This is a genomic window from Saccharopolyspora sp. 6V (assembly GCF_020176785.1).
In the GTDB taxonomy this organism is placed as follows: domain Bacteria; phylum Actinomycetota; class Actinomycetes; order Mycobacteriales; family Pseudonocardiaceae; genus Saccharopolyspora_C; species Saccharopolyspora_C gregorii.
On the sequence record NZ_JAIUKB010000065.1, the window covers coordinates 39,772 to 63,729 of the forward strand.

Annotated in this window: 16 protein-coding genes; 5 read left to right on the top strand and 11 right to left on the bottom strand. The window is 72.2% G+C overall.

Translation table 11 applies throughout. The annotated features are described in order from the left end of the window. Window positions 1–146 precede the first annotated feature (146 nt). Window positions 147–4,238, bottom strand: coding sequence for a type VII secretion protein EccCa (eccCa, locus tag LCD35_RS14040; RefSeq protein ID WP_224977666.1), 4,092 nt, complete (start codon window positions 4,236–4,238; stop codon window positions 147–149). 320 nt (window positions 4,239–4,558) lie between these two features. Here eccCa and eccD point away from each other — a divergent pair, with 320 nt between their 5' ends. Both eccD and mycP read left to right on the top strand, forming a co-directional pair. Then, window positions 4,559–5,977: a type VII secretion integral membrane protein EccD gene (eccD, locus tag LCD35_RS14045; protein ID WP_224956860.1), complete on the top strand. Its 1,419-nt coding sequence runs from the start codon at window positions 4,559–4,561 to the stop codon at window positions 5,975–5,977. 11 nt (window positions 5,978–5,988) lie between these two features. After that, window positions 5,989–7,380, top strand: coding sequence for a type VII secretion-associated serine protease mycosin (gene mycP, locus LCD35_RS14050; RefSeq protein WP_224956858.1), 1,392 nt, complete (start codon window positions 5,989–5,991; stop codon window positions 7,378–7,380). Between the two features lie 74 nt (window positions 7,381–7,454). On the opposite strand, the gene LCD35_RS14055 is transcribed toward mycP, so the two are convergent. The 3 genes from LCD35_RS14055 to eccB form a co-directional block, all read right to left on the bottom strand. Continuing rightward, window positions 7,455–8,642 carry a hypothetical protein gene (locus LCD35_RS14055; protein WP_225044306.1) on the bottom strand — a complete coding sequence of 396 codons (1,188 nt, stop codon included), beginning with the start codon at window positions 8,640–8,642 and terminating at the stop codon, window positions 7,455–7,457. After that, the gene (locus LCD35_RS14060) at window positions 8,642–8,947 is read right to left on the bottom strand and encodes a hypothetical protein (RefSeq protein WP_225044307.1); all 306 of its coding nucleotides are present in this window, start codon (window positions 8,945–8,947) and stop codon (window positions 8,642–8,644) included. The genes LCD35_RS14055 and LCD35_RS14060 overlap by 1 nt, the downstream gene beginning before the upstream one ends. Window positions 8,948–9,139: 192 nt before the next feature. Next, window positions 9,140–10,915, bottom strand: a complete 1,776-nt coding sequence (gene eccB / locus LCD35_RS14065) for a type VII secretion protein EccB (protein ID WP_308011246.1) — start codon at window positions 10,913–10,915, stop codon at window positions 9,140–9,142. A gap of 87 nt (window positions 10,916–11,002) precedes the next feature. Here eccB and eccE point away from each other — a divergent pair, with 87 nt between their 5' ends. Both eccE and LCD35_RS14075 read left to right on the top strand, forming a co-directional pair. Further along, window positions 11,003–12,193, top strand: coding sequence for a type VII secretion protein EccE (eccE, locus tag LCD35_RS14070; RefSeq protein WP_224956854.1), 1,191 nt, complete (start codon window positions 11,003–11,005; stop codon window positions 12,191–12,193). Continuing rightward, window positions 12,190–12,924 (top strand): hypothetical protein, encoded by a 735-nt coding sequence (locus LCD35_RS14075; RefSeq protein WP_224956853.1) that lies wholly within the window; start codon window positions 12,190–12,192, stop codon window positions 12,922–12,924. The genes eccE and LCD35_RS14075 overlap by 4 nt, the downstream gene beginning before the upstream one ends. 220 nt (window positions 12,925–13,144) lie before the next feature. Here LCD35_RS14075 and LCD35_RS14080 read toward each other — a convergent pair whose 3' ends face one another. The 4 genes from LCD35_RS14080 to LCD35_RS14095 all read right to left on the bottom strand — a co-directional run bounded on the left by LCD35_RS14080 (window position 13,145) and on the right by LCD35_RS14095 (window position 18,288). Then, the gene (locus LCD35_RS14080) at window positions 13,145–14,509 is read right to left on the bottom strand and encodes a deoxyribodipyrimidine photo-lyase (RefSeq protein WP_224956852.1); all 1,365 of its coding nucleotides are present in this window, start codon (window positions 14,507–14,509) and stop codon (window positions 13,145–13,147) included. A gap of 354 nt (window positions 14,510–14,863) precedes the next feature. Beyond that, window positions 14,864–16,168, bottom strand: coding sequence for a citrate synthase (locus LCD35_RS14085; RefSeq protein WP_224956851.1), 1,305 nt, complete (start codon window positions 16,166–16,168; stop codon window positions 14,864–14,866). A gap of 375 nt (window positions 16,169–16,543) precedes the next feature. Beyond that, entirely contained in the window at window positions 16,544–17,476 is a 933-nt protein-coding gene (locus tag LCD35_RS14090) for a carbohydrate kinase (protein WP_224956850.1), read from the bottom strand. 110 nt (window positions 17,477–17,586) lie between these two features. Beyond that, window positions 17,587–18,288 (bottom strand): TetR/AcrR family transcriptional regulator, encoded by a 702-nt coding sequence (locus tag LCD35_RS14095; protein ID WP_224977671.1) that lies wholly within the window; start codon window positions 18,286–18,288, stop codon window positions 17,587–17,589. A gap of 146 nt (window positions 18,289–18,434) precedes the next feature. Here LCD35_RS14095 and LCD35_RS14100 point away from each other — a divergent pair, with 146 nt between their 5' ends. Next, entirely contained in the window at window positions 18,435–19,580 is a 1,146-nt protein-coding gene (locus LCD35_RS14100; protein ID WP_225044308.1) for an acyl-CoA dehydrogenase family protein, read from the top strand. A gap of 279 nt (window positions 19,581–19,859) precedes the next feature. On the opposite strand, the gene LCD35_RS14105 is transcribed toward LCD35_RS14100, so the two are convergent. The 3 genes from LCD35_RS14105 to LCD35_RS14115 form a co-directional block, all read right to left on the bottom strand. Next, window positions 19,860–20,780: an aldose 1-epimerase family protein gene (locus LCD35_RS14105; protein WP_225044309.1), complete on the bottom strand. Its 921-nt coding sequence runs from the start codon at window positions 20,778–20,780 to the stop codon at window positions 19,860–19,862. A gap of 102 nt (window positions 20,781–20,882) precedes the next feature. Beyond that, window positions 20,883–22,277, bottom strand: coding sequence for an APC family permease (locus LCD35_RS14110; protein WP_224956842.1), 1,395 nt, complete (start codon window positions 22,275–22,277; stop codon window positions 20,883–20,885). A 246-nt stretch (window positions 22,278–22,523) separates the two neighbouring features. Continuing rightward, window positions 22,524–23,819 carry an MFS transporter gene (locus LCD35_RS14115; RefSeq protein ID WP_224956840.1) on the bottom strand — a complete coding sequence of 432 codons (1,296 nt, stop codon included), beginning with the start codon at window positions 23,817–23,819 and terminating at the stop codon, window positions 22,524–22,526. Between the last annotated feature and the right edge of the window lie 139 nt (window positions 23,820–23,958).

The window sequence follows — 23,958 nt, forward strand, 5'->3', positions numbered from 1 at the left end:
GTCCAGCACGGTCGGCAGGTAGTAGTGCCCGTCGCGGTACTGCTCGCCCTCGGGGCGGGGGGCCCCCGGGGGCCCCCCCGCGCCCCCCCCCCCCGGCGCCCGGCCCCCCCCCCCCCCCCGCCAGCGGTCCGCACGGGACCCGCCGATCACTGCGGCTGCGAGTACGCCGTCTGGATCAGCTGCGGGCCGCCGCGCAACGAGCGGCTGACCAGCGTCCCGCGCCCCGGCGGCAGCTGCCGGGACTTGACGTTGCCGACGAGCTGCCCGTCGTCCTTGTTCGCGCTCATCGCGAGACCGGGCGCCGAGACCTCCCGCATCTTGCCGATGATCGGCTCGAACAGCGCACGGCTGGCGTTGCCCGAGTTCCGGGCGATCACCATGTGCAGCCCCACGTCGGAGGCCTGCGCGACGAACTCGGCCAGCGGTGCCAGCGGGTTGCTGCCCTGCGGCGAGATCAGCTCGTAGTCGTCGATCACGATGAACAGGTCCGCGCCCTTCCACCAGGAGCGGTCCCGCAGCTGCTCCTGGGTGACGTCCGGGCCGGGCAGCCGCTTCTTCAACGCGGCGGCGATGTCCCGCACGTTGTTCTTCAGCTGGTCCGCGGTGACCGTGTACTCCATGAGGTGCGAGTCCGGCACCACGCCCAGCATCGTGCGGCGCACGTCGACGAGCAGGATCAGCGCCTGCTCGCGGGTGTACCGGCTGGTGATGCCGTTGACGATGGTGCGCAGCAGCGCCGTCTTCCCGGACTCGCGCTCGCCGAACGCGTAGAAGTGCGGTTCGGCCTTGAAGTCCAGGTAGACCGGGTTGAGCCCGTCCTCGTTGATGCCGATCGGCACCAGGTGCGGACGCGGCTGCTGCTCCTTGGCGGGCAGCTGCTCGTACGGCAGCAGGTTCGGCAGCAGCCGGACCTGCGGCGCCGGACGGCCCTTCCACGAGCTGCGGACCCGGTTGACCAGGTCGGCGACGCCGTCGGCGAGGTCGTCGTTGTAGAGCTCCCACGACGGGCGCGGGTGCTTCTCGTTCGCCGCCTCGGCGCGCGCCGCCTCCGCGGGGATCCGGTCGCCGAGCTTCTCGCTGTCCACCCGGGGCAGTGCCGTCAGGTAGTGCAGCTGCGTGGCGTGCAGGCCGCGGCCCGGGCGGCCCAGCGGCACCGTCACCGCGACCTTGCGGTTGACCTCGGACTCGCCGGGGTCGCCGAGCCGGAGCTCCATGCGGGTGCCGAGGGCGTCCTTGAGCTGCGGCCGGATCGCGGCCCACCGGTTGGCGCCGATGAACACGTGGATGCCGAACGCGAGGCCCTGCTGCACCAGGTTGTTGATCTCCGGTTCGAGCGGCTCGAACTCGGACTCGGCGCGGAACGCCTCCCACCCGTCGACGATGAGGAACACGTCGCCGTACGGGTCGTCGGTGATCTCACCGCGGCGCTTGCGGTTGCGGAAGTCGGCCATCGAGTCGATGCCCGCCTCCTGGAACCGGCCTTCGCGCGCCGCCAGCAGCGACTTGACCTCGGCGATGGTGCGCCGCACCGTGTCCGGGTCGCGCCGGTTGCCGTACGCGCCGACGTGCGGCAGGTTCCGCAGCGCCGAGAGCGAACCACCACCGAGGTCGACGCAGTAGAACTGCACCTCCTGCGGGGTGTGCGTGAGCGCCATCGACGCGATCATCGTGCGCAGCAGGTTCGACTTGCCCGTCTGCGGACCGCCGACCACGGCGCCGTTGCCCTCGGCACCGTTGGCGAAGCGCAGCACGAGCGGGTCCTGCCGCTGGTGGTAGGGCACGTCGATGAGCCCGATCGGCACCTCCAGCTTGCCGCTGCCCGGGTGGCCGACGGCGGTGTAGCCGCGGTCGTCGGTCGCCTGCAGCGGCGGCAGCAGGCCGTCCAGCGTGGGCGGGGCGTCCAGCGGCGGCAGCCACACCATGTGCGCCGGCGGCCACTGGCCCTCGACCTTGCTGATGACCAGCTGGAAGTCGGTCGGCGCCAGGTCGTCCTTCTTCTTCGGCTCCTCCTCGACCACCGGTGCCTCCGGCTCCGGGGGCTTCTCCACGAAGTCCGGGATGAAGAACCGGGGCCGCTTCTCCCCCGTCACCGGCGACGCCGCCCGGCCGATCGGGCGGCGCCCGCTGGTCTGGTGGTCGTGCCCGGAGACGTAGGCCGCGCGGAACCGCTCCATGCCGTTGGGGTGCTTCAGGTACCCGTGCCCACCGTTGGAGGGCAGGTCCGCCGCGTCCGGGATGCCGATGGCGGCGCGGGACTCGGAGGCGTTGAACGTCTTCAGGCCGATCCGGTAGGACAGGTGCGAGTCCAGGCCGCGCAGCTTGCCCTCCTCCAGGCGCTGCGAGGCGAGCAGCAGGTGGACCTGCAGCGACCGGCCCAGCCGGCCGATCATGGTGAACAGGTCGGCGAACTCCGGCTTCTGCTGCAGCAGCTCGCCGAACTCGTCGATGACCACGAACAGCGCGGGCAGCGGGTCCTTGGCGTTGTCGTGCCCGGCCTCGTAGAGCTTCCGGTAGTCCCAGACGTTCTTCGCGCCCGCCTTGTCCAGCACCTCCTGCCTGCGGTTCATCTCGCCTTCGAGCGCGGCCTGCATGCGGTCGACCAGGGTGCTGTCGTCACCGAGGTTCGAAATGCTCGCGGAGACGTGCGGGGCGTTGTCGAAGCCCTTGAACGTCGCACCGCCCTTGAAGTCGACGAGCACGAAGTTCAGCGCCGCCGAGGAGTGCGTGGCCAGCAGGCCCAGCACGATGGTGCGCAGGAACTCGGACTTGCCGGAACCGGTCGCACCGATGCACAGGCCGTGCGGGCCCATGCCGCCGGAGGCGGTCTCCTTGATGTCCAGGTGCACGATCTCGCCCTGCTCACCGGGGCCGATCGCGACGCGGTACATGTCGTCCCGCGGACGTGGGCGCCAGGCCTCGTTGAGGTCGAAGGTGACCGGGTCGCCCGCGAGGCCGAGCTGCTCGATGTAGTTGAGCTGCGTGGTGAGCGGTTCGAAGCCGCCGCTGTCCTCCACGGCCGCCGGGCCGGAGGCGATGCGGTACCGCGCCATCTGGCGGGCCAGCGAGGTGGCCTCCTCCATGGTCAGCGCGTCCGGTTCGCCGAACCACTCCACGCTGTTCTGGCCGCGGGCGCCGATGCGGTCCGGCTCGACGACGATGCGCATGCCGCGGCGCTGCGTCATCGGACCGAGCACATCGGACAGGTCGATGATCGTGACCCCGGCGAGCCCGCCTTCGACGATCAGCTGCTCCTCGCGGCTGATCTCGGCGTCGTCGAGCACGATCACGATGTGCGGCTGGCCTTCCGGCGGGGCCGCGTTGCGCTGGAACCGGGGGCGTTCGTCGAGCTGCTCAGCGAGCATCTCCTCGATGCCCCACAGCGAACCGGACATCAGCCGCATCGGGCCGATGCCGTCGGTCTCGGTGGGGTGCTGCGCGTGCGGCAGCCACTTCACCCAGTCCCACTCGGTGCGCGACCGGCCGCTGGAGGCGATCGCGATGATCACGTCGTTCGGCGAGTGGAAGGTCGCCAGCTGGGCCAGCATCGCTCGCGCGAGCCCGCGGGTGAGCACCCGGTCGCCTTGCAGCCCGACCGCGGCGAAACCGCGCAGCGAGGTCGCGATCGGCAGCTGGGCCACCAGCGAGTGGGCGCGCACGAAGCGGCGCAGCGCCAACGTGGTGATCGGCTCCAGCTCGTCGACCGGCCCGGTCTGCGGCGGCACCAGCCGCGTCTCCAGCCGCTGCGAGCCGCGGCCGACGCGGACCTGGCAGAAGTCGTTGTCGTTCGGCCTGCGCTCCCACATCCGACGGGTGCCGTTCGCCAGCGACCACAGCGTCTGCGGGTCCGGGTGGACCCATTCCCGGGCGAGGCGCTGCTCGTCCGCGGCCTCGCGGGCGCGATCCCGCATCTGACCGAGGTACCGCAGGTAGTCCTTGCGGTCCTCGTTCATCTCGGCCTTCTTCTGACCGCCGTCCTTGCCGCCGCCCGCCATCATCCCGAAAGTCGAGACGAGCATCATCATCGGCATCATCATCATCATCGGGTTGTCCTTGGCCCGCTGAAGCATGAAGACCATCATCCCGAGGGATGCGACGATCATGACGCCTGGCAGCACCTTCTGAACGATGTTGCCGGGGATCACCCGCGGGATCTCGGGTGGCGGTTCGAGGTGCACCTCCCCGCCAGGCGGCCTCGGAGCGGCCATGCGCGGCAATCGCTTGAACTGCAGCGTGCTCACCGGAGGCAGCAACCTTTCCTGTCGTAGCAATGTGGAGCGGCGGGCTCACGTCACGACGCCCCTACTGCCGCGAGCGGCATTCTGTACCGTCCACGACACCGACGTCAGCAGGGTCCAGGCGGTTCCGGTCCGTCCGTGACCAACCGGTTGCGAACCCGTTGGCACGAGTTCGACCAAACCCTTCACCCCTGCGAGGTCGGTGCGGCCATACTAGGGGCGCTCTTCGGCCGGGCGGGCCGCTTTCGGCGAGAAAAGCCGCACCGGGCCGGATCGAACGCAGAAGGACCCAAGTGCAAGGACCTAGGAAGTAGGGGGCCTCAGTGGCGACCGGGACCACGGTGTTCAGCCGCGTGACAGTGGTGGCGCCGAATACTCGCATCGACTTGGCGCTGCCCGCCGACGTCGCGGTGGCGGATCTGCTGCCGATGCTGCTGGACATGGCCCGCGAGGGCAGCACGGACGGTGGCTCGCGGCACGGTGGCTGGTGCCTGGCGAAGCTGGGTGAAGAACCGCTGGAGAACAGCCAGACGCTGTCCTCGCTCGGCGTCGTCGACGGCGAACTGCTGCAGCTGCGCCGCCGCTCGGACGACCCGCCGCCCCCGCTCTACGACGACGTGGTGGACGCGCTCGCCGAGGCGGAACCGGGCAGCTACCGGCCGTGGACGAAGGAGACCGCCGCCAAGATCGGGCACGCCGCGGGCGTGCTCGGGTTCGTCGCCGCCGCCGCCGCGTTAGGACTGTCCGGACAGGCCGGTGGGGTCCTCTTCCACGCGATCACCGCGATCATCGCGCTCGTGGTCGCCGTGTTCGCCACCGGCATCGGCTCCGTCGTCACCCGCGCCTACGGCGCCGCCACCACCGGCACCGTGATCGCCGGGGCGGGCGCGCTGCCGATGGCGTTCGTCGCCGGGCTCAACGCGGTCCCCGGCAACGACCCCACCCCGAAGCTGCTGCTGGCCAGCGCGCTGGTGCTCATCTTCGCGTCGATCTCGCTGATGGTGATCGGCACCGGCATCGTCACGTTCATCGCCGCCGCGACCGTCTCCACGTTCGCGGTGCTCGCCTTCATCGCCGCCCTGCTGCTGCCGAGCGGGGCGAGCGCCGCCGGTGTCGCCGCCGGGGCCGGCGCCATCGGGCTCGCCGGGATCTCGCTGCTGCCGCGGCTGACGATCCAGCTGGCGAAGCTGCCGCTGCCGCACGTGCCGGGCAACGCCGACGACCTCAAGGAGGACGAGGGCTTCCCGGACTACCTGATGATCGAGCGCCGCACCGGCCTCGCCCACCAGTACATGACCGGGCTGATCATCGGCTGCGGGCTCACCGCCGCGCTCGGTGCGATCCTCGCGATCACGCTGGCCAACGGCGGCGTCTTCGGCGCCCTGTTCGCGATCGTGGTCGCCGCGGTGCTGCTGCTGCGCGGCCGCAACTACGCCAACGGCAGCCAGGCGGTGGCGCTGCTGATCAGCGGGCTGCTCGCCTCGGTCGGCGTGGCCGCCGGGCTGCTCGTGCAGACCGCGGTGGCGCCGATGGCCGTCGCCTGGGTGTTCCCGCCACTGCTGCTGCTGAGCGTGGGCGCGCTGGTGTTCGGCGTGGTGTTCCCGAACCGCCGGTTCTCGCCGGTGCAGCGGCGCATGGTGGACATCCTGGAGGCGGTGCTGATCGCGCTGGTGCTGCCGCTCGCGCTGGGCGTCATGGACCTGTACATGACGATCCGCGACCTCAACCTGAACTTCTTCTGAGGACCGCCGAGATGGGTTTCAACTCGCGGAACGGCGCGCTGCGGCGCGGCATGGCGCTGGTGGCCGTGCTGGGCATCACCGCGCTCGGCCCGGTGCAGCCCGCACTGGCGGACGAGACCGAGTTCCAGCCACCGCCGCTCGTCCCGGACGCGCCGCCGACCGGGCCGCTGTCCCCGTCGGGCAACTACGAGCCCACCCAGGGCTGCATGCAGGCGAACAGCAGCGGCGCCTCCGTCGTGGAGAAGCCGTGGAGCCAGCTCACGCTCGGGTTCGAACGCGCGCACTCCGAGGGGCTCACCGGGCAGGGCGCGACCGTCGCGGTCATCGACACGGGCGTCAACGAGCACCCGCGGCTGAAGCTGACCGGCGGCGGGGGCAGCGCGGTGCCGGACGGCGGCGCGAACCGCGACTGCGACGGCCACGGCACGGTGGTGGCCGGGATCATCGCGGCGGCGCCCTCCCCGGACACCGGGTTCGTCGGGGTCGCCCCGGACTCGCAGATCATGTCGATCCGGCAGTCATCCGCGCTGTTCCAGGACAAGCAGCAGAACAAGACGATCGGTGACACCCGCACGATGGCGCAGGCCGTGCAGTACGCCACGGACCAGGGCGCCAGCGTCATCAACATCTCGCAGTCGTCCTGCCAGACGATGGCCGCGGCGATGGCCGATGGCGGCGGGCACAACAACCGGCTGCACAACGCGGTGAAGAACGCCTACGACAAGGGCGTCGTCGTGGTCGCCGCGGCGGGCAACACCCAGGACAGCTGCCAGAAGAACCCGCCCGGCAACCCGGTCACCGCGGTGCTGCCCGCCTGGTTCGACGAGTACGTGCTGACGGTGGCGTCGGTCGGGCAGCAGGGCCAGGCCTCCGAGTTCACCGTTCCCGGCCCGTGGGTGGACGTCGCGGCACCGGGCGAGGACCTCACGGCGCTCGACCCGGGCAGCGGGGGGACCGGCGTGGTCAACCAGCTCGCGACCGGGCCGCAGGGCGAGCCGGGTCCGATCCAGGGCACCAGCTTCGCCGCCCCGTACGTCTCCGGGCTGGCGGTGCTGATCAAGCAGAAGTTCCCGGAGCTCACCGCGAAGCAGGTGATGGACCGGATCGAGCAGACCTCGCTGAGCCCCGGCGGGCCGAACGGGCGCAACGACATCCTCGGGCACGGCATGATCGACCCGATGGCGGCGCTGAGCGACGTGGTGCCCGCCGAGCACGGCGCGCAGCCCGCCCCGGCGAAGCCGGCGCGGCTCGGCGCGGACGTCATCCCGCAGCCGGACTGGGCGGCGATGACCGTCGCGTTCGGCGGGGCGCTCGGCGGCATCGGGGCGGTGCTGTTCACCGCGTTCCTGATCAACGCGGTGCGCACGGTCCGCGCGCGCCGCGCGGGCGGCGACGACGACTGATCGCGGCGTTCGACGACGAAGGCCCGGTGGCGTCCACTTCGGACTCCACCGGGCCTCGTCCTGTCAGGCCACGGTCATTCCGGGCGCTTCTTCCTCGTGTCGCCGAGCACCGGGTCGGCGGCGGGCGGCGGGGTGCCGAACAGCTCGGCCGGGTCGGCCTTCGGCCGCGGCCGCTTCTGCGAGCGACGTCCCGTCCCGCCACCCGCACCGGCCAGGCCCGCCATCCCGGCGAGCGGCATCATGCCGCCGACCATCCCGCCACCGAGCACGGCACCGGTGGTGGCCGCGGAGGTGCCCTCGTCAGACTGCTCGGCGTCGCCCGACTGCTCGGCGTTCCCGGCCTGGGCCGGGCTGGTCGTGGCGGGGGTGGCCGTGGCAGGGGCCGCTCCGGTTCGCGGTTCCCCCGCAGCCGCGAGCTCTGTCCACAACGGATTCCGCGGCCCGTCCGCGGTGACGGCCGGCACCGGCGGCAGCACGTCCCGCTGGGCGGCGCAGAACCGGTGCAACCGGGCGAGTACCTCGCGCACCGACTCGGCCAGGCCCGCCGCCGGGCGCCGGACCCGCATCAGGTGCTCGCGGGCAGCGGGCAGGTCCGGCCCCGGTTCGCGCAAGGCCGCGTACACCTGGGCCGCGACCTCGGCGACGAGCAGCCCCATCTCCCCGGCCAGTTCGCGCAGCGCACCGGCCGCCGCGTCGAGTTCCGCGGCCAGCGCGTCCGCCACCTCGGCGAGCGCCGCTCCGCTCGCGCCGATCCGGCGCAGCGCGGCGGCGAACGCGTCGGCGTCCGCGCCGTCCCAGCTCGCCTCGACCCCGCTCACCTGGTCGGCGGCCGAGGAGGTGCCTTCGCGCAGGGCTTCCGCCGCGGCGCGCCAGAACTCGGCGGCGGGCGGCAGCGCCCGCCACTCCCCTCCCGCGACGGCGAACTCCGGGCCGAACGGGTCGGGCACCTCCAGCACCTCGACGGACTGGTGCAGGAAGTCCAGCTGCACCGGCAGCTCGGCCCGGTCGGCGGCGAACGCGGCGGGCTCGGTTCCCGGTGCGGGCGCGGCGGATTCCGGTGCGACGGCCCCGGACCCGGGCGCTAGCGGCTCGATTCCCGTTGCGGGCGAACGGGATCCGGGTGCGACCGGATCGGCCCCCGGTGCGACCGCCGCCGTTCCGACGTCGGCCGCGGGCGCGGAACTCCGCTCCGCCTCCGCCGCGCTGGCCGCGCGCACCGCGCGCAGGTCGTTCGACTGCAACATCCCGCCCGGTTCCCCCATCACGCCTCACCTTCCCGGCCGAAACCGGCGGCGTGCTCGGCGTCCCCGGTCGCGTGCCGCTCGACGACCGCGGTGAGCTCGTCCCCCGCGTCGGCGACGGCGTGGCCGAGACCGAAGATCCGCTCCCGCAGCGCCCCGGCCAGCCCGTCGTAGGACTCGGCGGCCACCTCGCCCCACTCCCCGAAATCGGCGCCACCGGGCGCGTCCCCCAGTCCGCGCCCCACTTCGCGCACGAGCTCCCGGGCGTCGCGCAGCGCGGCCGCGTGCGCCACCAGCTCGTCGGTCTCGATCCGGATCCCCGCCATCCGGCACCTCCCGGTAGTCGACGACACCGGCCACCCCAGCGGGCCGGCGGGCGCGCCCGCGCTCGGGCACGAGCGCACCGTCCCTGGGACGTGCTCACCGGCACCGCGGTTCCCGTCCGCTGGGCGGGAAACGCGAGCGGGGCGCCCGACCGGAAAAGGTCGAGCGGGCCGTTGACCTCGCGGGAGGAGCCGTCAGCCGCCGGTGCTGCCGGACTGCTGCTGCGCCTGCGGGTTCGGCGGCGGCCGGTTCACGCCGCCCGGCGGGACCGGGACGGAGTCGTACACGTAGCTGGCCTGCGCCGGGTCGAGCAGATCGCCCTTCGGCAGCGACCGCAGGATCCCGGACGGACCGGCCTGCAACGCACCCGGGTTGGTCACCACGCCGAGCCCCTGCGCGGTCGCGCCGTCCTTGATCCCGTAGATCACGCCCTGGTCGGACACCAGGTAGATCGGGGCCGAGTCGGCACCGGCCTCGTTGGACGCGCCGCGCACCACGGCCGCCTTCCCGGCGGGCATGTAGAAGAAGTCCACCTTCGGGCCGGTCCCGTCGTGCTGGGCCAGCTTCACCGGGGCGGTCTTCGTGGGGGCGTCCTTGCCGACGGTGACCGTGACGTGGTGCTCGCCGCCGACGTTGTGCCAGCTGAGGCAGGACGTGGGCGCCTGCTGGAAGGACAGCGGGTGCGGCACGACCGTCGGGAACGAGTCCATGTCGAGGCGCTGCGCCTCCGCGGTCTTCGCGTCGGTGATGGTGCCGGTGGAGTTCGGGATCTCCTGGCTGCCGCGCTTGCTGGCGTGCAGCACCGCGGCCGCACCGGCGCTGATCTCCTGCTTGCCCTCGGGCAGCAGCGCGAAGTACTTGTCCGGCGCCCCGGCGACGGTCTGCTTGACCACGTCACCGGAGTCGTACGGGTTCTGCATGTAGTCCACGGTGCCGCTGGGCGCGTCCGGGATCTGCAACGGCGGCGCGTCCGGCACCGAGTTCAGCATGTTCGTGGTGATGGTCCGCGGAACCACCCCGTTGAGCCCGTAGAGGTCCATCACGGCCTGCTCGGAGCGGTCCACCTGCGCCTTGACGACCTTGGTGTGCGGCCGGCCCGGCAGGTCCTCCACCCGGTAGATCAGGTACTCCTGCCCGGAGCTCTGGTCCTGCACGAACAGCGACTCGTCGGGTTTGAGCTCGACGCCGTGGTCCGCGTCGCCGCCGATGACGGTGGTCTCCACCTTCGTCGCGCGCTGGGTCCGGGCCTCGCTGCCGAGGTTGTCCCGGACCTGCCCGACGTCGCAGATCGCCCACGCGGGCTCGGCGACGTTGTTCGCCGCGGGCAAGTAGTTGGGGGCGTTGACCATTCCGGTGCGCGGGCCGCGCGGGAAGTCCGCCAGCGCCGACTCCTTCACCGTGGTCGCCTCGACGGGTTGCCCGCCCTGGCCGCCGCCCTGCGCCATCACCAGCAGCTTCGCGGACGCCATGTTCAGCATCGGGATCAGCCGCTTCTGCGCGGCGTCGTCCGCGGTGACGACGTACACGCTGCCGCTGTCCTTGCCGATGACGATGTTGCCCGGTTCGGGGATCGACCCCTTCCCGCCGAACAAGCCCCAGACGAGGAACCCGATCAGCCCGATGCAGGCGAGGATGGCACCGGCGATGGTGGCGCGCTTGTGCGAGCCCATCGGGTCGTGCAGCATCACCGCGTCTTTGCGCACCAACGCCGATTCCATGCGGCGAAGGACGAACTGGTACGCCTGAACCTGTGACTTCGTTGTGGGTGTTGATGCCATTCTTCGCCTACAGCTCTCCCGTCCGAGGTACGGTTCCGCAGGATAGCCGGAGAGGGGCGCCGCACGGGTCCGGTTCGACGGAACCCTTCCGCAAACTCTTGGAACGGCTGCCGAACGACCTGGTTGGCGCGCCCGTGCGCGCACTACCTGCGAGGGGAAGAGACCGAACGGATGTCCGTCAGCACGCAACATCCGGCCCAGCCGAACGCCTCCGGTACCGGCGGTGCTCGCACGCGCATCCGAGCGCGGCGTCGCACGGTCGGTGCCAGCCTCGGGGCGATGCCGGTGGCCAACATCGTCGTCATCGAGGTCGGCCTGGCACTCGGCCTGATCCTGGTGCTGCTCAACGAGATGCTGTGGCCGGTGTCCGCGGGCGTCGTCGCGCTCGCGCTGATCATCGCGCTGCTGCGCAGGCGCGGCCGCTGGTTCACCCAGTGGTTCGGGCTCGTCCTGGAATACCGCACGCGCAGCCACATCCGCCGTTCCGTCCCGCCGTCCGAGGACGTCAGCGAATTCGTCGAGGACCGCAACGGTGACGGCATCATCGGTCCCGACGAGAACCACCGGGTGGCGCTGCTGCGGATCCTGGTCGAGGACCTCGTCGTCGCGCGCGGCCAGGACCACGACCGCAACCCGGTCGGTTTGTCCTGGCACAACGGCAAGTGGACCGCGGTGCTCATGGTGGACCCGACGCCGCCGCTGATCAGCAACCCGGACAAGGCGACGAACCTGCCGCTGGGCGTGCTGACGCCGTGCCTGGAGGACCGCGGCGTGGTGCTCGACGCGATCCAGGTGATCTGGCACTGCTACCCGGGAAGTGCCGCGCTGCTGCCGGATTCGCCCGCGCTGAACTCCTACCTGGAACTGATGGGGACCTCCTCCGCCGCCGCACGCCGCACCACCTGGGTCGCCGTGCGGCTGGACCCGCAGACCTGCGCGAAGGCCGTCGGCGAACGCGGCGGCGGGGTCGTCGGCGCGCACCGGGCGCTGATCGGCGCGCTGTCCCGAGTGCGCAACGCGCTGGCGAGCCAGGGCATTTCGGCCCGGCCGCTGGACCCGGACGAACTGCTGCAGGCGGGCATCTCCTCCGCCGAGCTGCAGGACGCGCTCGGTTCGCAGCGGCCCATCGGGTTGCGGGAGCGGTGGAGCGGGGTCATCGCCGACAACTACCGGCACGCCAGCTACGCCATCACCGGCTGGCCGAACCGGATGACCGACGGCATCAACGCGCTGACCGGAGTTCGCGGCCGGTCCATCAGCATCGCGCTGTCCATCGCACCGTCCGGTGAGGACGGCGAGGTGGGGCTGCGCGGCCTGGTGCGGATCAGCGGCCGCACCCCGGAGGCGCTGAACTCCGCGGACCACCAGCTGCGGGCCATCAGCAACAAGCTCAACCTGACGCTCACCCCGCTGCGCGGGATGCAGCTGGCGGGCCTGACCGGAACGCTGCCCCTGGGAGGTGCGGCATGAGCCGGACGCGAACCCTCGACACCCCCGGCAACAGCACCGGGACCGCGCCGGAGTTCCTGGTGCGGCCGGAGATGCTGGACCTGGTGAGCCCGCCCGGCGACCGCGGCGGGATGATCATCGGCGCCGGGCCGACCGGGGAGCCGCTGACGGCGTCGATCCTGCGGCCCGAACCGACCCGCATGGTCACCGTCGGCGGCCTGTACCTGGCGCGGCAGATCGCGCTGCGCGCCATGGCCGCGGGCGCCTGGGTGCACGTGGTCACCGGCCGCCCCGGCGCGTGGCGGGTGCTGGAGCGGGCCGCGGGGCTCACCCCCGACGGCAAGCCGGTCCCGGTGGTGAGCCTGCGCAAGCTCGCCCCCTACGACGTTCCCCGGGTCACCGAGGAGTCACCGCTGCTGCTGATCCACGACGGCGGCGCGGTGCCGCAGGAGATGTTCCCGCCGCGCGTCCCGTGGCAGACCACCATGTACGTGCTGCCCTACCTGCACCCGCAGGCGGGCAGCGGTGCGGCCACCAACACCGCCGACCTGATCCTGCTGCAGCGCCTGCCGTTGCAGCAGGCGCAGCTGGCGGCGCGGTTCTGGTACTTCGGGCAGCAGCAGATCCAGCACCTCACCCAGCTCAAGGACGACGGGGTGATCGCCCTCGGGGACAACCTGTGGGAGCCGATCACGCTGGTCACCGGCGCCAAGGAACGGGAGATCCTCGGCCCCATCCGCCGCGGCGACTGATCACGCGACGGTCTTCGAACTCGGGGTGCGAGGAGCTCGGGTGTCCGGTTGCGTGCTCGGTCGGCAGCTCAGCGGCTTCGCCGCTGACAGGAAGACGGACACGACCCGCCGGGCAGGTTCGGAGACGGGCGGTCAGGGGCTTCGCCGCTGACCGGCTAGGACGACGTTCGGAACGGCCCGCATCCCTCATCGGAGTGCGGGCCGTTCCGCGCCGGGGAGGTCAGTTCTTGATCTCGCCGTAGCGGGCCAGCGCCTCCTGCCGTTCGACGCCGTGCTCGACGATCGGCGGCGGGTAGCCGTTCGGCGGACCGTCCGGCAGGGTCCACGGCCGGTGGGTGCTCTTCGCGTCCAGGCCGCGCAGCTCGGGGACGTGCTCGCGGACGTACGCGCCGTCGGGGTCGAACCGGGTGCCCTGGGTGATCGGGTTGAAGACCCGGAAGTAGGGGGCGGCGTCGGTGCCGGAACCCGCGGCCCACTGCCAGCCGTGCTGGTTCGAGGCGAGGTCCCCGTCCACCAGGTGCCGCATGAAGTGCCGGGCGCCCCACCACCACGGCAGGTGCAGGTCCTTCACCAGGAAGCTCGCCACCACCATCCGCACCCGGTTGTGCATCCAGCCCTCCGCGAGCAGCTGCCGCATCCCCGCGTCCACGATCGGGAACCCGGTGCGGCCCGCGCACCACTCGCCGAACCGGTCCCAGGCGTCGGCGTCGGTGTCCAGCCGGATCCGGTCGTAGCGGGTGTCGAAGTTGTGCCGGGCGCTGTCCGGGCGGTGCCACAGCACGTCCGCGTAGAAGTCGCGGAACGCCAGCTCGTTCCGGTAGCTGCTCGGACCGTCCCCGACCTCGCCGGCCAGGTCGGCGAGCAGGGTGCGCGGGTGCACGCAGCCCCACTTCAGGTACGGCGACATCCGGCTGGTGCCCGCGCGGTCCGGCCGGTCCCGGTCCCGGTCGTAGCCGGTGAGCGCGGAAGCGCAGAAGTCGTCCCAGCGCTCCAGCGCGGCCCGCTCCCCCGCCGGTGGCAGCACGACACCGCCCAGGTCCTCGTCCGCGGGGATCCCGGCGGCGCGCACCTTCCGCGGCAGCAGCCAGTTCGCCGTGGACCCGTCGGTGTCCGCGGGCGCGGGCCTGCCGTGCTCGTCCCAGGCGCGCCGGAACGGGGTGAACACCTGGTAGGCGGTGCCGTCCCGCTTGGTGACGCGCCCCGGGGTGACCGCGTACGGCGAACCGGTGGCGACCCACTCGACCTCGCCGAGCGCGTCCCGCACCCGCTCGTCGCGCTCCCGGCCGTAGGGCCCGGTGTCGGCGGAGACGTGCACCGAACCGGCGCCGGCCTCCGCGACGAGCTCCGGCAGCACCTGCGCCGGAGCACCGCGCAGCACCAGCAGCCGACCACCGAGGCTCGCGTCGAGCTCTCGCAGGCAGCGGTACAGGAAGGTGCGGCGGGGCGGGCCCGCGGGCGCGAGCAGCGCCTCGTCCAGCACGAACACCCCGATCACCCGGCGGCCGTCGCGGGCCGCGGCGGCCAGCGCCGGGTGGTCGCGGACCCGCAGATCGCGCCGGAACCACAGGACGGCAGGTGCGCTCATGCCCGACGACCCTACGCACCGCGCCCGCCGGAGGCCGAGCGCGAACCCGGCACGAGTCGGGCACCGTGCTGGTGGGAAGCCGACACGAGTCGGCGCAGCACCCACCAGGAAGGCCGACACGAGTCGGCGCAGCCACAGGGGAGGCCGACACGAGTCGGCGCAGCCACAGGGGAGGCCGACACGAGTCGGCCCCGGGGCCGGCGAGGAGCCGGACACCGGGGCCTGGGCGGGACGACGGGCCGATACCCGCCGCGGCCGGAGCCGCTAGGTCGATTCAGCTTTCGATTCAGCTCCGCCGTGGACGGATCCCGTCGAGCCCGCACGGCTCATCGGGTGCCCCGGCGGTGCGGGCCCTCAGCGCTCGCCGATGGACCGGTAGGAGCGCTCCGCCGCACCGGTGTACACCTGGCGCGGACGGCTGATCTTGCGGGCCGGGTCCTCCAGCATCTCCCGCCAGTGCGCGATCCAGCCGGGCAGGCGGCCGAGCGCGAACAGGACGGTGAAGTACTTCGTCGGGAAGCCCATCGCCTTGTAGATCAGGCCGGTGTAGAAGTCGACGTTCGGGTAGAGCTTGCGCTCGACGAAGTAGTCGTCGGCCAGCGCCTTCTCCTCCAGCTTGAGCGCGATCTCCAGCAGCGGGTCGTTCGCGCCGAGCTTGCCGAGCACCTCGTCGGCGGTCTTCTTGATGATCGCCGCGCGCGGGTCGTAGTTCTTGTAGACCCGGTGCCCGAAGCCCATCAGCTTGACGCCGGGCTCCTTGTTCTTGACCCGCTCGACGAACGAGTCGACGTCGCCGCCGTTGGCGTGGATGCCCTCCAGCATCTCCAGCACCGCACTGTTCGCGCCGCCGTGCAGCGGGCCGAACAGGGCGTTGATGCCCGCGGAGATCGAGGCGAACAGGTTCGCCTCGGAGGAGCCCACCATGCGCACCGTGGAGGTGGAGCAGTTCTGCTCGTGGTCGGCGTGCAGGATGAACAGCAGGTCGAGGGCGCGGGTCAGCGCCGGGTCGACCTCGTAGGGCTCGGCGGGGAACCCGAAGGTCATCCGCAGGAAGTTCTCCACCAGGCCCAGCGAGTTGTCCGGGTACAGGAACGGCTGCCCCACGGACTTCTTGTAGGCGTAGGCCGCGATCGTCGGCAGCTTCGCCAGCAGGCGCACCGTGGACAGCTCGACCTGGTTCTGGTCGAACGGGTCCAGGCTGTCCTGGTAGAAGGTCGACAGCGCCGACACCGCCGACGACAGCACCGGCATCGGGTGCGCGTCGCGGGGGAAGCCGTCGAAGAACTGCTTGAGGTCCTCGTGCAGCAGGGTGTGCCGCTGGATCCGGTCGGCGAAGTCGTCGTACTGCGCCTGCGTGGGCAGCTCACCGTAGATCAGCAGGTAGCTGACCTCGATGAAGTTGGACTTGGCGGCCAGCTCCTCGATGGGGTAGCCGCGGTAGCGCAGGATGCCCGCGTCACCGTCGATGTAGGTGATGTCGGACTTGCAGGCGGCGGTGTTGACGAAACCCGGGTCCAGCGTCACCAAACCGGTCTGGGCCAGCAGCTTCCCGAGATCCACACCGGCGGAGCCCTCGGTCGGCTCCGTCACCTGCATTTCGTGCTCGCCACCGTCGTAGCGCAGCGCGACGGTACGTTTGGCGGTCGCGTCGTCGGGCATTCGGGAACCTCTCGCGCTCGTGAAGGGGGCGGCGCTTCCGCCGACGACTGCGCACTTCCCGTGGTGTTCGGGCAGCGTGGTCGGTCGCGCGCATGCGCCGGTCGGGGTTTCCGGACCGCCGCAGCACCACCCCGTTGGGGTCCTGTCAGATGCCACGCTAGACCGCTCCAGGCCCCTCGCGCAGCAATCGTGTTAGCCCTTTTGGGCAGGTGGGACCACGATCACATCGCCGATCAGGCCGGACGCCACGCGCTCGGCACCCGGTTGCCGCAACCGATCGCGGCGCGCCCCAGGGCCGGAGCTCCTCCGGCCCGGGGGCGCCCGGAATGCCCGGACCCGCCCCCGACCCGCCGCGCGACGGGCCGGCCCGGCCGGTCAGGCGAGTTCGGCGGTGGTCGGCGGCTCGGCACCGGGCCGGGAGACGGTGATGGCGGCGGCCCGGGCCGCGAAGCCGAGGGCTTCGCGCCACTGGTCGTGGGTGAGCGCCCGCACCGCGGCCGGGGACAGCGCGTCGTTGCGGTGCAGCCAGGCCAGCAGCGCCCCGTGCACCGTGTCGCCCGCGCCGATGGTGTCGGCGACCTGCGCCCGCACGCCCGGCACCTCGACGAGCTCGCCGTCACCGACCAGCGCGGCCAGCCCGTCGGCACCGCGGGTGAGCACCAGCCCGGCCGGGCCCGCCTGCTGCCATCGGCGCAGCGCGACGTCCAGCTCCTCGTCCCCGGCCAGCCACTCGGCGTCCTCCACCGACAGCTTCAGCAGGTGCACGGAGGGCAGCCAGGCCTCGAACCGCTTGCGGTACGCCTCCGGGTCGCCGATGAGGTCGGCGCGGATGTTCGGGTCCAGCGCCACGAACCGGCCGCGCTCGGCTTCGCGGAACAGCACCGCCTCGTACGCGGTGGCGCCGGGTTCGAGCACCATGCCGAGGGTGCCGAAGGAGACGGCGGTGACCTCGTCGGGCAGCGGGCCCGGGTCGGCGACGAAGCGGGCGGCGGTGCCTTCGGTGTGGAAGCTGTAGCGGGCCGAGCCGTCCTCGGCGAGGCCGACCACGGCGAGCGTCGTCGGTTCCGGGCCGCGGCGCACCAGCTCGGTGCTCACCCCGGATTCGACGAGGCGTTCCAGCAGCTTGTCGCCGAACTGGTCGGTGGACAGGGTCGCGTGGAACCCGGCGGGCACGTCCAAGCGGCCCAGCGCGATCGCCACGTTGTACGGGCCGCCGCCGAGGCGGGGGTGCAGCGGGCCGAGCTCGCCTCCTGGCGTGGCGGCGTCCGGGACGAGGTCGACGAGGGCCTCTCCACCGATGACGATCACGTTTCCTCCGTGCTGGTGCTTCCGTGCTGACTTGCTCGGCTCCGCGACCGGGCCGGCCGCCGGGTTCGGCGTTCCGGACCAGGTTTCGGGCCGGGGACCGCGCCGGACGGCTACGGCCGGGCGGTCGGGGGGCGGGGACCAGTGTGCTCCGCCGGGGGTGGGGCGATCCGTGAACCTCCGGCCGCCGGGTCGAACAGGCCGCCGAGCAGGAACTGGGACAGCTCGGCGAAGGCTTCCGCGTCGGACAGGCCGGTGCGCTCGGCGATCTCGCCGCGCTGGATGGCACCGATGGTGCCGCTGACCATCTCGGCGACGAACGCGGCGTGCACTTCGCGGAACACGCCTTCGCGGACGCCGTCGCGGATGTAGCGGCGCATGTTCTCGGCGGCGGCGCGGGCGTTGGCCTGGTAGGTGGCGCGGGTGGCCGGGTTGGCGGCCATGTCGGCCATGAACCGCCGGGAGGCGGGGCGCAGCCTGGCCGCGGCGGTGTCGAGGTAGGTGCGCATCCGGGCGCGGACGTCGTCGACCTCGGCGACGGCGCGCTCCACGTCGGCGGTGGCGTTCTTGAAGAACCGGGCGACGACGGCGACGGCGAGCTGCTCCTTGCTGCCGGCGAGCGTGTAGAGCGTCGACTTCGAGCAGTGCAGCCGGGCGGCGAGCTCGTCGAGGGTGAAGTGGGCGAACCCCTCCGCGAGGAACAGGGCGCACAACCGGTCGAGCAGGTCGGCGCGGCGCTGCTCCGGCGATCCCGCGCTCCGGCGGCGGCCCGGCGACGCGTTCGCCTCGGCGGCGACCGGCTCGGGAGGAGTCATGCGGGTGAGACTGCCACAGCTCGGGAACGGCGGGCGTCGGCGGGCCTGGCGCCGGACGCGGCGCGACAGTACTCTGACGAGTCCCACAGTACTCTTTTCAGTACTGGCATGTTCCGCACCCGCCACAGCCCGCAGGAGCGCCGCCCATGGCCGTCGACCGACTGCTGCCCAGCCAGGAAGCCAGCGACCTGCTCGCGCTGACCGCGGAGATCGCCCGCGACGAGCTCGCCCCCGCCGCCGCCGGGGCCGAGGAGCGGGAACTGTTCCCGCGCAAGGCGTTCCAGCTGCTCGGCGCCTCCGGGCTGCTCGGCCTGCCATACCCGGAGGAGCACGGCGGCGGAGGCCAGCCCTACGAGGTCTACCTGCAGGTGCTCGAAGAGCTCAGCAGCGCCTGGATGACCGTCGGCGTCGGGCTCTCGGTGCACACCATGTCCTGCTACCCGCTCGCCCGGTGCGGCACCGACGAGCAGCGCGACCGGTGGCTGCCGGAGATGATCGGCGGCGACCTGCTCGGCGGCTACGCGCTGTCCGAGGCGCACGCCGGATCGGACGCCGGCGCGCTGCGCACCCGCGCCGACCGGGACGGCGACGAGTACCGGGTCACCGGCACCAAGTCGTGGATCACGCACGGTGGGGTCGCCGACTTCTACGCGCTGATGGCGCGCACCTCCGACGACGGGCCGCGCGGCATCAGCTGCCTGCTCGTGGACGGCGCGACGCCCGGGCTGTCGGCGGCACCGCCCGAGCGCAAGATGGGCCTCACCGGCTCCCCCACCACCGAGTTGCGGTTCGAGGACGCGCGGGTGCCCGCGGACCGGTTGCTCGGCGGCGAAGGGCACGGGCTGGCCATCGCGCTGAACGCGCTGGACTCCGGGCGGCTCGGCATCGCCGCCTGCGCCGTCGGCCTCGCGCAGGCCGCGCTGGACCTCGCCGTCGACTACGCCAAGGGCCGCGAGCAGTTCGGGCGGCCGATCATCAAGTTCCAGGGCGTCGAGTTCCTGCTGGCCGACATGGCCGCGGCCGTGCAGTCCGCCCGCGCCGCCTACCTGGACGGGGCGCGGCGCCGGGACGCGGGCAGGCCGTTCGGGACGCAGGCGTCGGTGGCGAAGCTGGTGGCCACCGACGCCGCGATGAAGGTGACCACCGACGCCGTGCAGGTCCTCGGCGGCGCCGGCTACACCCGCGACTTCCCCGCCGAGCGGTACATGCGGGAGGCGAAGGTGCTGCAGATCTTCGAGGGCACCAACCAGATCCAACGCATGGTCATCGCCCGCGACCTCGCCAAGGGCTGACCCACCGGTTCGTCCGTGTCCCGTCAGCGGCGAAGCCGCTGAGCAGAAACCACCCGAGCGACCGGACCACCCGCAGGCTCCGCCGTTTTCCTGTCAGCGGCGAAGCCGCTGAGCGGCGACCACCAGAGCAAGACGACCATCCGCGGGTTCTCAGCGGTTTCCTCGCGAGGACAGCTTTTTCGCATGTGGCGGAGCCACCTGCGAAAAAGATCCCGCAGCGAGGAAGCCGCTGAGGTTCCGCCACCCCACGCCCTCAGCAACGAGAGCGGGGATCCCGCATCAGAACGGGCGGAGGCCCCACTGGGCGATCCAGTCCTCGCCGGGCGGGAGGGTGATCAGGTCGGTGCCGGAGTTCAGGGCGTCCGGCGGGCAGGTCATCGGCTCGATGGCGACGGCCCGGCCGCGACCCGGGAACTCGTCGTTGGTGTACACCTGCACCCACGCGAACACCGGATCGGCCCACAGCTCCACGCCGTGCCCCGCCGGGTCGGTCAGCGAGTGCCGGACCAGCGAATCCCCCGGCTCGGGCGCGGCACCGCCGAACGCGGTGTCCAGCAGCACCCCGGCGAGGCGGCGGCCGCGGCGGAAGTCCTGCTCGTCGCCCTCCAGCGCGCGCGGCGGCCGCACCGGCAGCAGCCGTTCCGGGTCGACCGGCAGCACCGAGGACGCCGCGAGCCGCAGCGTGCAGTCGTCGGTCTCGGCGAGCCCGGCGCGCGGGTACGGGTGCACGCCCACGCCGAACGGCACGGCGCGCTTGCCGAGGTTCTCCACGGTGTGCGTGACGGTCAGCCCCGTCGCGTCCAGCGAGTAGCCGATGGAGGTGAGCAGCGGCACCGGCCAGCCCGGCTGCACCGGCACCATCGCGTGCAGCACGATCGTCGACTCGGCGTGCTCGACCACGGTCCACGGGGTGTGCCGCAGCAGGCCGTGGATCGCGTTGTGCCGGTCCGGTTCGGTGAGCGCCAGCTGCTGCGGCTCCCGCTCCAGGGTCCAGCGTCCGTCGGCGACCCGGTTCGGCCACGGCACCAGCACCGCGCCTGCGCCGCCCGGTGGCCGCTGGTCGGCGTCGTAGGTCTCGGAGTACGCGATCCCGTCCACTTCGAACAGGCGCAGCGCCGCACCGACCTCGGTGACGACGGCGCGCGCACTGCCGCTGACGATCTCGAACTGCCTGCCGGTGGCGGCGACCAGATCATTCACACCGCCACTCTAGAACGTGCCCGGCGACCCCGGTGCGGACGCGGAAGAACCCCGCCCCCACGGGTGCTTCCGCACCGCGGGGACGGGGTTCCGGTCCGGCGATTACTTGGCGAGCTTGTCCGGGTCGAAGTCGACGCGGCCGGCGATCGCCCGGTTCACGCCCCAGAACACGACGCCGATGAGCAGCAGGCCCGCGGCGACCAGGTACTCGGCGACGGGACGGCCCGACAGCGGGCTCGCGAAGAACAGGCACAGCACCGCGCCCAGCACGGGCACCCAGGTGGGGGCCTTGAAGTGCTTGTGCTCCACCTCGTCCTTGCGCAGCACCAGCACCGCGATGTTGACGATGGCGAACACGACCAGCAGCAGCAGCGAGGTGGTGCTGCCCAGGTCCTCGATGTCCAGCAGGCTCACCAGCACCACGGCCAGCACGCTGGTGAACAGGATCGCGACCCACGGGGTCTGCCGGGAGCGGTGCACGCGGCCGAACACGGACGGGATGATCCGCTCGTTCGACATGCCGTAGACGAGGCGGCTCGCCATCAGCATGTTGATCAGCGCGGTGTTGGTGACCGCGAACAGCGCGATGATGGAGAACAGGATCGGCGGGAACCAGGGCGCGGCGGCCTTGACGACCAGCAGCAGCGGCGCGTCGGTGGCGGCCAGCTCATCGGTCGGCACCAGCGTCGAGGTGATCACCGCGATGATCAGGTAGATGCCCGCGGTGATGGACAGGCCCAGCAGCAGCGCGCGCGGGAACACCTTCGCCGGGTTCCGGGTCTCCTCGGCCATGTTCACCGAGTCCTCGAAGCCGACCATCGCGAAGAACGCCAGCGCGGTCGCGGAGGTGACCGCGAGCAGCGGGCTGGACTCCGGGTTGAACTCCAGCAACCGGCCCGGGTCCGGCGCCACCGCCGGGTCCTTGCTGCCGCTGATCAGCGCGACCGCGCCGAACAGGATGACGATGACCAGGCCGCCGAGCTCCACGCAGGTGAGCACGACGTTCATCTTCACCGACTCGCCCACGCCCCTGAAGTTGATCAGGGCGAGCAGCACCAGGAACGCCAGCGCCACCACGATCGCGACCGGCCCCACGCCGGGGAAGATCTCCTCCAGGTAGTTGCCGCTGAACGCCTGCGCGGCGGAGGCCGCCGAGGTGATCCCGGAGCACATCACGGCGAACGCGATGATGAAGGTGACGAAGTGGATGCCGAACGCGCGGTGCACGTACAGGGGCGCCCCACCCGCCTTCGGGTACTTGCCCACCAGCTCCAGGTAGCTGCAAGCGGTGAGGAACGCGACGACGAAGGCGACCACGAACGGGATCCACAACGCGCCGCCGACCTTGCCCGCGACCTTGCCGGTGAGGGAGTACACCGTGGTCCCGAGGATGTCGCCCACTACGAAGAACAAGAGCAGTTTCGGCCCCATGACCTTCTTCAGGCCGGGCTGCGCACCGTCGGGCGCGTCGTCGTTCATGGTCGTGTCGTTGGCCATGGCAGGAAAGTGTGCAGGGTGGTTCGACGTGATCTTGGAGCACCCCTGGTGGACGGCGTGCACCGTCGACGGCACCGGGCCCGCTCAGCGCATCGGCCCCGGACCGGGAACCGCTCGTCGGCCGAACCGCGTTGAGCCGAACGGCCCCGGCCGGACACGCTCAGCCGCGCGGCCGGCTCCGGATAGTCACCGGTTCCCGCAGTGCCGCGGCCCGGCTGATCCCTTCCGGTGGAGTCCGCGGGCGGCTCACTCGGACGGCGCGCGGTAACGCCAGAACGAGGGCGTGAGCACCGCTGCGCCCAGCGCGAGCACCACCACGAGCACGCCGCCCGCCGCCACCGCGGTCTGCGCGCCGATCACCGCACCGCCCGACCCGTGCAGCACGTCGGCGAGCCGCGGGCCGCCCGCGACGACGACGGTGAACACGCCCTGGATGCGGCCGCGCATCTCGTCGGTCGCCGCGGCCTGCAGCATCGAGCTGCGGTACACCATGCTCACCAGGTCGGCGCCGCCACCGATGGCGAGGAACAGCACGCCCAGCCACAGCGAGTCGGACAGCCCGAACCCGACGATGGCCACGCCCCACACGACGACGCCGATGGTGACGCCGACGCCGTGGCGCAGGATCCGGTGCAGCCACCCGGACAGCACGCCGAACGCGAACGCGCCCAGCGGGATCGCCGCGTACAGCCAGCCCAGCGCCGCGCCGCCGCCCGGCGGGTCGCCGTAGACGCGTTCGGCGAGCTCCGGGAACAGCGCCCGCGGCATGCCGAACACCATCGCGATGATGTCCATCAGGAACGAGGTGAGCAGCACCGGGTGCGTGCCCAGGTACCGGAACCCGTCGACCACCGAGCGCAGCCCGGCCTTCGTCGGAGCCCCCGCCAGCGGCGGCAGCGCGGGCAACCGGAACACCGCCCACACCGCGATGGTCAGCGCCACCGCGTCCACCAGGTACAGCACGGACAGGCCCAGCACCGGCAGCAGCACGCCGGCCAGCAGCGGCCCGATGACCGCGCCGAGCTGGAACACGGTGGACCCCAGCGCCTGCGCCGAGGGCAGCAGCGGCGCCGGGATGAGCCGGGCGATGGCCGCGCTGCGGGTCGGCATGTTCACCGCGAAGCAGGTCTGCTGCAGCGCGAACAGCACCAGCACCAGCCACACCGAACCGACGCCCGATGCGGCCACCAGCCACAGCAGCACGGCCGTCGCGGCGAGCCCGCTGTTGGTGAGCAGCAGCAGCTTCCGCCGGTCCACGGTGTCGGCGACGGCGCCGCCCCAGAGCCCGAACACCAGCAGCGGCACCAGGCCGAAGATCCCGGCGAGGCCGACGTACGCGGAGTTCCCGGTGAGGTCGTAGAGCTGCTTGGGCACCGCGACGGCGCTGAACTGGGCACCGACCGAGGTGACGATGCTGGAGGTCCACAGCCGCCGGTAGGCGGGGTAGCCGAGCGGCCGGGTGTCGAGGACGACCTTGCCGAGCAGCGATCGCCAGGATCGCCGGGTCCGCTCCCGCTCCGCGCGGCCGCTCTGCTGGTCCACGAGGAGCCAGCCTAGCCATGAGCGTGGCTAAGGAAACCAGGTCTTGTGACGCAGCCGACCACGCGCACCGGCGATCACGTGCGCGGACGTCCCCTTCGACCGGTTCGCACGACGGCGGGGGGGGGGCGGGGTTCCGCGC